The 7,655-nt window shown below is 45.6% G+C and carries 9 protein-coding genes; 8 read left to right on the top strand and 1 reads right to left on the bottom strand.

Annotated features, from left to right (window positions below):
• The first annotated feature begins 498 nt into the window (after positions 1–498).
• The 7 genes from SFV55_RS21665 to SFV55_RS21635 all read left to right on the top strand — a co-directional run bounded on the left by SFV55_RS21665 (position 499) and on the right by SFV55_RS21635 (position 6,314).
• Positions 499–678, top strand: coding sequence for a hypothetical protein (locus SFV55_RS21665; RefSeq protein WP_320031645.1), 180 nt, complete (start codon positions 499–501; stop codon positions 676–678).
• Positions 679–731: 53 nt separating this feature from the next.
• A complete protein-coding gene (locus tag SFV55_RS21660) occupies positions 732–1,517 on the top strand; it encodes a HipA family kinase (protein WP_320031644.1) in 786 nt (261 codons plus the stop codon).
• On the top strand, positions 1,495–1,881 hold the full coding sequence (locus tag SFV55_RS21655; RefSeq protein ID WP_320031643.1) for a DUF3037 domain-containing protein: 387 nt from the start codon (positions 1,495–1,497) through the stop codon (positions 1,879–1,881). The genes SFV55_RS21660 and SFV55_RS21655 overlap by 23 nt, the downstream gene beginning before the upstream one ends.
• Positions 1,882–1,918: 37 nt before the next feature.
• Complete coding sequence (locus SFV55_RS21650) at positions 1,919–3,565, top strand: hypothetical protein (protein WP_320031642.1); 1,647 nt, start codon at positions 1,919–1,921, stop codon at positions 3,563–3,565.
• Positions 3,566–3,697: 132 nt separating this feature from the next.
• The gene (locus SFV55_RS21645) at positions 3,698–4,138 is read left to right on the top strand and encodes a hypothetical protein (RefSeq protein WP_320031641.1); all 441 of its coding nucleotides are present in this window, start codon (positions 3,698–3,700) and stop codon (positions 4,136–4,138) included.
• Between the two features lie 74 nt (positions 4,139–4,212).
• Positions 4,213–5,043, top strand: coding sequence for a helix-turn-helix domain-containing protein (locus SFV55_RS21640; protein ID WP_320031640.1), 831 nt, complete (start codon positions 4,213–4,215; stop codon positions 5,041–5,043).
• Between the two features lie 95 nt (positions 5,044–5,138).
• Positions 5,139–6,314: an alpha/beta hydrolase gene (locus SFV55_RS21635; RefSeq protein WP_320031639.1), complete on the top strand. Its 1,176-nt coding sequence runs from the start codon at positions 5,139–5,141 to the stop codon at positions 6,312–6,314.
• 41 nt (positions 6,315–6,355) lie between these two features.
• Here SFV55_RS21635 and SFV55_RS21630 read toward each other — a convergent pair whose 3' ends face one another.
• On the bottom strand, positions 6,356–6,631 hold the full coding sequence (locus tag SFV55_RS21630) for a hypothetical protein (RefSeq protein ID WP_320031638.1): 276 nt from the start codon (positions 6,629–6,631) through the stop codon (positions 6,356–6,358).
• A 40-nt stretch (positions 6,632–6,671) separates the two neighbouring features.
• Here SFV55_RS21630 and SFV55_RS21625 point away from each other — a divergent pair, with 40 nt between their 5' ends.
• Positions 6,672–7,571, top strand: coding sequence for a hypothetical protein (locus SFV55_RS21625; protein ID WP_320031637.1), 900 nt, complete (start codon positions 6,672–6,674; stop codon positions 7,569–7,571).
• The last annotated feature ends 84 nt before the right edge of the window (positions 7,572–7,655 follow it).

The raw sequence follows: 7,655 nt of genomic DNA, 5'->3' as shown, positions 1-7,655 counted from the left end.
TAGTAGTCTATTCTGACAAAGCACAAAGCGGTTACATTTATACTGTATCAATTCAGTATGTTGACAACCGCTATAAATTTGAAACAGACAACAAACTTGCTGACTTTGCTAAAAAACTTTATTCCTATTTGACACTAAAATGAGCGTTCTAAACGAAAGCGTACCAACTTCGACTGACAAATGTTTCGAAAACTACTAACCGCCACCTTCTATTCAGCAATCGCTTTTTGCGTTGTGTCCTATGCTTCGGTAATGACTTCACTGCTGAGTTCGGCGGGTAATCTCTCTCAAAAACCAGTTGCAAATTTGGGATTTCCATACCGATATTATTACCAATTTTGGTTACGCGGTTCCGATTCACCAAACTGTGGTTGGAATTTCAAAAACTTTCTCCTTGACTGTTTTATTATTTGGGTCTTGACAACGATAATTTACCTGATTGTAAAAAGAAAATAGACTTTATGAACAGAAAGTCTAACAACATTAAACCACAACAAAATGTCCAAAAGCATTCACACAACTTACAAAGACCTCAAACACCTAACTAAAAAAGAACTTGGCGAACAGTTTGATGACCCCAATTCAGACCTGGCCGCATTAGCAAAAAAATCAGCGCTCAAGAAGAAAGTTTTGAAGGATAGAAAACAGAAAAAAACGAGTAATCATAAAGCGGAGTAGTCCCGACTTAATCCTTACTTTTACCCCCAACTCACAATCCCTTACTCCGCAAAATGACCACACTCCGCACCGTTACCGTCACCCGTTACATGCAACCCCTGCGGGAGGGCGGCTCCCTGCCCGCCCTCGCCGAAGCCGACGATGGCTTCAAGTACGTCGTAAAATTCAAAGGCAGCGGCCAGGGGGTCAAAACCTTGATTGCCGAAATGATTGGCGGCGAGCTGGCGCGTTTGTTGGGTTTAAAGGTGCCAGAATTGGTGTTCGCTGGTCTGGATGAAGACTTTGGCCGCACCGAAGGCGACGAGGAGATCCAGGATTTATTAAAAGCCAGTCAGGGTATGAACCTGGGTTTGCATTTTTTGTCGGGCGCCTTCACCTACGATCCGGCGGTTACGCAGTTGGACCCGCTGCAGGCCTCCAAAGTAGTTTGGTTGGATGCCTTGATTGCCAATGTAGATCGCTCTTTCCGCAATACCAATATGCTGCTGTGGAACCGAGAACTGTGGTTGATTGACCACGGTGCAGCCCTCTTTTTTCACCACAGTTGGGACACTTTTGAGCAGAAGGCCAACGCCGCTTTTCCCTACATCAAAACGCATGTTTTGTTGCCCCAGGCGACCCAACTGGAAGCCGCCAACCAGTTTGCCCGAACGGCGATCACCGCAGATAAAATTCAGGAAATTGTAAGCTGGATACCCGACGAATGGCTGAAATGGGACTCCGTTGATGACAGCCCCGAGCAAATGCGCAACACCTATTTCAATTTCCTGAGCCAGAGACTCCTTCATTCCGATCAGTTCACAAAAGAAGCCCAAGATGCAGCCAAAACACTTGTATGAATACGCCATCGTCCGGGTGGTGCCGGCAGTGGAACGGGAAGAGTTCGTGAATGTGGGCGTGATTTTGTTTTGCAAAAGGCAAAAGCTCATCCGGATGCGTTATGTACTGCGCGAAGCGCAAATCCTGGCCTTGCACCCCTTGGCGGACTTGGAAGAACTGCGCAAAAACCTGGAATCCTTCAACAGAATTGCCAACGGGGATAAAAACTCCAGCAGCCCCATTGCTCAACTCGACGCCGCCGAACGTTTTCGCTGGCTCACAGCGGTACGAAGTGCGGTCATTCAAACCTCGCGGCCGCACCCGGGGATCAGCACGGATCTGGACAAAACGATGGAAAGTTTATTCGGGGATATGGTGGGGTAAAGGGGGGCACTTTCGTCTTCTCTAAAACCGACTCATGATGAAATACTTGCTCCTCTTGGTCTTCCTTTTAAGCTATGCGGCCATCCAGGCTCAAACCGAAGCCCCACTTGAAAATGTAGTGATCACCTACACCAAAAAGAAAACCCAGGTGCATCCTAGTGAGACCCCTCAATTGCAGGTAAACGTTTCCACCAAGGATGTCCCTAAATTCAAGGCCAGAGGGTTCGTTCGCTACAGTGACTTCGGCGCCCGAGGCGACGGCAAAACCGATGACATCGACGCCATAGCAGCAACCCATGCATTCGCCAATCAGCACAACCTTTTGGTGAAAGCCGACCAGGGAGCCACCTACTACATTGGCGGAAAAGAGCGCACCACGATTATCCAAACGAACACCGATTTCGGTACAGCGGCCTTCATCATTGACGATACCACAGTAAAAAATCACCAGGCCGCTGTTTTTATGGTCAGCTCCAGACTGCAAGCCTCCAAACTCGAAGGAGTCACCTCACTCAAGCGAAACCAGGAGAAAATCAATGTTTCGTTGCCTACCAACAGTCTGATCACCGTAAGCAATTCCAATGTAAGGCGCTACATCCGCTTTGGCCTGAACCAAAACAATGGATCACCCCAAACCGATATTTTCGTTGTTGATAAAAACGGCAAGGTGGACATGGCCGCGCCGATCATCTGGGATTTTGACCAGATCACTGAAATCACTGCACTTCCCATTGACGAGAAGAAACTAACCATCAGCGGAGGCCGTTTCAGCACCATCGCGAACCAGGCTGAATCTAAATATACCTATTATCACCGCAACCTCACCATCAAACGTTCCAATGTGGTGGTGGATGGGTTGGAACACCGCGTCACCGGCGAAGGAGAACACGGCGCGCCCTACAACGGCTTCATCAACGTCAATAACTGCGCCTACGTAACCGTTCAAAACTGCATCCTGACCGGGCACAAAACCTACAATACCATCGGAGCCGCAGGAAAACCAGTCTCCATGGGCACTTACGACCTTATCGTCAACCGGGCCCTCAATGTCTCCTTCGTGAATTGCAGCCAGACCAACGACATCAAGGACAGCAAATACTGGGGGATTTTTGGTTCCAACTACAGCAAAAATTTGCTTTACGACCAATGTACCCTTTCCCGCTTCGACGCGCACATGGGAGTGGCCAATGCGACCATCCGCAACTCAACCCTGGGACACATGGGCATCAATGCCATCGGCAGCGGGGTTTTAACAGTGGAGAATTGTACCATTTATGGCCGCAACCTCGTCAACCTGCGCAGTGATTATGGCAGTACCTGGCAAGGGGAATTTGTTATCCGCAACTGCGTTTTTGTGCCTGCCAGTGGCAGCCCGGTCAGCGCCAGTCTGATTGGTGGGGCCAATTCCGGGCAACATGATTTCGGCTACACCTGTTACATGCCGGAACGCATCAGCATCGAAAACCTCAAAATCGATGACTCCAATCACCCCGCGAACTATCAAGGGCCAGCCATTTTCGCAAATTTTAATCCGGAAAAGACCGACGATTCTTACCGGGAGCAATTTCCGCTGGTCAAAACCAGGGAAGTTATGCTGATAAATGTAACTACCACTAGTGGCAAACCATTGAGAGTAAGTGACAATGCTTTCCTATTCAAGGATGTGAAGGTGCTGAACAATTAGGGTGCAATGCTGGGAAAGGTTGTTTTATTCGCGAGACAAAGGGAACCTAAGGATCGATATTGAAGTTTTAAGAGGGGTTACCTTTATCTATAGGGTAGTTGTTATTTTTGTTTCTCATCAAATCGTAAAAAGATGGCAAAGCTACTCTTCCCCGATTTCCTCGATCACCCCGAAAGCTACGACGCCGCCGAGGCGCTTTGGAAGGCTCGTTTTGATGCTTTAGCTGAAAAGCACCAATTTGCCTATGCCCCCTATATCAACGTCTTCGCCCGAAATGGCGATAAACACCGTGACGGCAATCCCATCTTTAGTGCCGAGGTAAAGACCCTCAATCGTGCGGTCCGCATCATCCAGGAAGCCATTGAAGAGCCTGATGATTTTTTCATTTCAGCTTGGCTGGATACTTTTCCCATTGACGAGGATAATCCCTTGAATGAATTGGTGATTCCTATGGTGCTGTCCGAAGAGACTCTGGAGGTTGCGGAGCGTTTAATTATACATTGGTTGGTAGAGGGACGCAGTGAAGAGGAAATGGAGCGGATATTGGAGGAGGAATTGGCGTTGTTGGGGTGATTATTTTATCTTTCTGTATCATTTTTGATATTCCTAAAAAATTAACCTCAATGCAATAAATAAAAACGGGGTATATGCTATTAAAAAGTTTTTTGCCCAATCCTGCTTTGCATAAGTATGTTAAAAACTTCGGTATTGTACATTTTGTATTCTCCGAAAAAGAAAGCATTCCAATGAAGGCATATTCTCCAAAGCCGGGAGATTCTATTGAGTTTTTTCTCAGAGAACCAGAATACATATTATATCCCGGAGAAAATGAAAAAACTAAAAAACCATCTGCGGTTGTCAATGGCCAGCATACTTTTGTGACTAACCGCTATGTCGGGAATGATTTTTTATTTTTAAATATAAGCTTTCAACCTGGCGTATTGTATCGTTTGACCGGTATTCCATCCTATGAATTGGCTGACACCTATTTAGATGCGGAAACAGTTTTTTCAAAAGAAATACGATTTGTAACGGAACAGTTAAAAAATGCAGGGTCATATGCTGAAATTATTTCACTAGCCGAATCCTTTGTATTAACCCTGCTAACCCGTCGATCAAAAAAAGAGTTTCATGGTATTGATACAACCGCAAAAATACTCCTGCAAAATCCAGAAAGGGTTTCAATGGATTGGCTGGCAAAGGAAGCCTGCTTGTGCTCAAGGCAATTTGAAAGAAAATTCAAGGAGCGAATGGGGGTTAGTGCTTCCCTGTTTGCCAGAATTGCCCGGTTTGACAAAGCCTTTCAAATGAAAAATGCATACCCAGAAAAAGACTTGTATAGTATTGCTATTCAATGCGGTTATTACGATTATCAGCACATGGTAAGGGATTTTAAAGCTTTCACCCATCTCACTCCTACCTCCTTTTTTGAGTTAGATAATCTAGCCCCTGAAAGAATGTTTGGCTTGCACGAATAAGGAACCACTGCTGGTCCTAAAAAGTCGTTTCCTTACCACTACGGCACTATCACTGAGGCGTATTTTTGTTTTATTGTTCATCAAAAACAAAAAACATGAAAGGCCACAATTTTTTTCAAAACACATCGGCGCTGTTGTTTATCTCAACAGTAGTTATAAGATCATTATTGCTAATTTTCTCATTCTTTATTTTCACCCAAAACCTCGCTGCACAAAAAGCTAATCAGGGGAAAGTGGTGATTGAAAAATTCTTATCTCCATCTCTTCAAGATAATCATGGTGGTGAAGACCCGATGCGAAGAGTAACCATCTACTTACCCCCCGGATATGAAGAAAGCACCCATCGATATCCAGTCCTCTACTTCCTACACGGCTTTGTATCAAATGATAGTTTGATGATGGTTTGGAACAGTTTTAATGAGTTGATGGATGCTGCCATTCTCAGCAGTAATATACACCCCATGATTCTGGTACTGCCTAACAGCGACAATAATTATGGTGGAAGTTTTTATACCAATTCATCACTAACTGGAAATTGGGCTGATTATATTGCGAAAGATGTCGTAAACTACATGGACAAGAAATATCGTACCATTCCTAATAGAAATAGCAGAGGCTTGACGGGGCATTCTATGGGTGGAAATGGTGCCTTAAAAATTGGGATGCTGTATCCTGAAATCTTTGGAGCTGTGTATGCACTTAGTCCCGCCGTGTTAGGCTGGGGTGCCGAATTTAGCATAACCAATCCAGCCTTCAAAGGAATGGATTTGTTTCGAAATGAATTTAGCTCATTGCAAATAACCGAAAGTTTAATAAAAGGGGACATGGCGGACTTCTTAAAGAAGTTTTATACCAAACTGTTTGCAGGTTTAGCAAGAACATATTCACCTGATGAGGGAAAATCATTTCTTTCTGCTAAAATGCCTATAACCTACATTGGCGATAGCATGGTTGTTAATGAGGAAGTGAAAAAGAAATGGGAAACCAACTTTCCTTTAAATATGATTGAAAATCATTTGTCAGCACTGAAAAGCTTGAATGCAATAAAGATTGATTGGGGCAGAAATGAAGAAAGTAAGCATATTCCAATTACCTGCATTCAATTTAGTAAAAAACTGGAAGCTAATGGAGTAAAGCATTTTTCCGAAGAATATTTGGGAGGTCATATTGATAAACAAGGAGGCTTGGATGGTCGAATTTATACAGAGGTGCTTCCATTCTTTGAAATGTATTTAAAATTCGATGGCAAAAGCTCCAAAAATGAAAAATAATAGAAACTTGGGACAATTTCGACTCCAAACGGTCATCCACATCATCCCTCCAAACTCTCCTCCACCCCCAACGCCAGTGCCGCCACATGCGCGCACAGCCCTTTAACCGCGCAAGTACAACTCACGGCAATCACCTCTTTGCCCCGCACTTTGAGGGATACCTGCTCGATTTTTCCGGCGTAGACTTTGGCGCTCCAGGTATTCCGATACTCTTCCAGACCAACGAGCGCGCCGTCCAGCCAGAGGTCTTCCCCTTCCATCAGCACTTTAGGAGGAAAAACTTGATCGATTTCATGGAGGTGAAAAGGAGTACCCATGCGTAAAACAGTTATTTTTGGAGTGTTTTAAACTCACACCATGCGCAATCATCTGATTATCCTTATTTTAACCCTGACACTGCCGGTTCTGGTTCCCGCTCAGAAGAAAAAATTCATGCTTCCGCCCGATTTTGTGGAAGTTTCAGGGCTATACATCACGGCTCCCGATAGCATCTGGTGGCACAACGACGGTGGCGACCGGCCCCGGCTTTTGCTCACCGATGGGCGTGGCAGAGTGCGCCAGCGTGTAGCCATTCCAGGCATCCAAAACCGCGACTGGGAAGACATGACTGCCGATTCCAGAGGCTTTTTGTACCTAGGTGATTTTGGCAACAACCTCAATCGCCGGGAGGATTTGCGCATTTACCGCTATCATCCCCGTACCCGTCAACTCGATTCGATCCTGTTCAATTACTCGGATCAGACGGCTTTCCCACCTCCCCTACCCCAATGGAATTTTGATGCCGAAGCTTTTTTGTGGTTTCGGGACTCCCTACATATTTTTTCCAAAAACCGCGTAGGCGCCGGGAATTACTACACCAAACACTACGTATTGCCTACTCAGCCGGGGAAATATACGGCCATTTTGCGAGATAGTCTCCTCTTGCCCAAGCGGGTAGTGACTGGGGCCGCGCTGAGTCCCGATGGCCGCCAAATCGCGCTCTTGTCCTATTTTTACCGCATGACCTTTTTAGGGCTTTTGCCCAAAACCCGCACTACGATCTGGACCTTGTCGGATTTTCCCGGCAACCAGTTTTTTAAAGGTGCCCTCAGCAAAACCAAGGTCAAAAAACCACCCCTGGTGCCTACCCAGTACGAATCGATTGGCTACGTGAATGAAAGACGGGTGCTGATCGCTTCTGAGCGTACGGTGTTGTTTAAGCAAAAGGCGAAGCAGGTAAAATTGAAAAGAAGGGTTGAGAAGGTTGAGGGTAGTTGAGTGCTTTTTGATTAATGCATTGTCTTTATTTTTAACTTTTTAACCGCAGAGTTACGCAGAGTGCACACAGAGTTTCACGGAGTA

Origin of the sequence: Haliscomenobacter sp., assembly GCF_033763495.1 — a bacterium.
GTDB lineage: Bacteria > Bacteroidota > Bacteroidia > Chitinophagales > Saprospiraceae > Haliscomenobacter.
Note: the sequence above shows the minus strand (reverse complement) of the source record. Positions and strands in the feature narration are given on the sequence as shown.

Bases quoted from the DNA above. Each gene is read 5' to 3' on its own strand.
- SFV55_RS21640 (WP_320031640.1), top strand. From the start codon at position 4,213: ATGCTATTAAAAAGTTTTTTGCCCAATCCTGCTTTGCATAAGTATGTT.
- SFV55_RS21645 (WP_320031641.1), top strand. From the start codon at position 3,698: ATGGCAAAGCTACTCTTCCCCGATTTCCTCGATCACCCCGAAAGCTAC.
- SFV55_RS21630 (WP_320031638.1), bottom strand. From the start codon at position 6,631: ATGGGTACTCCTTTTCACCTCCATGAAATCGATCAAGTTTTTCCTCCT.
- SFV55_RS21625 (WP_320031637.1), top strand. From the start codon at position 6,672: ATGCGCAATCATCTGATTATCCTTATTTTAACCCTGACACTGCCGGTT.
- SFV55_RS21650 (WP_320031642.1), top strand. From the start codon at position 1,919: ATGAAATACTTGCTCCTCTTGGTCTTCCTTTTAAGCTATGCGGCCATC.
- SFV55_RS21665 (WP_320031645.1), top strand. From the start codon at position 499: ATGTCCAAAAGCATTCACACAACTTACAAAGACCTCAAACACCTAACT.
- SFV55_RS21655 (WP_320031643.1), top strand. From the start codon at position 1,495: ATGCAGCCAAAACACTTGTATGAATACGCCATCGTCCGGGTGGTGCCG.
- SFV55_RS21660 (WP_320031644.1), top strand. From the start codon at position 732: ATGACCACACTCCGCACCGTTACCGTCACCCGTTACATGCAACCCCTG.
- SFV55_RS21635 (WP_320031639.1), top strand. From the start codon at position 5,139: ATGAAAGGCCACAATTTTTTTCAAAACACATCGGCGCTGTTGTTTATC.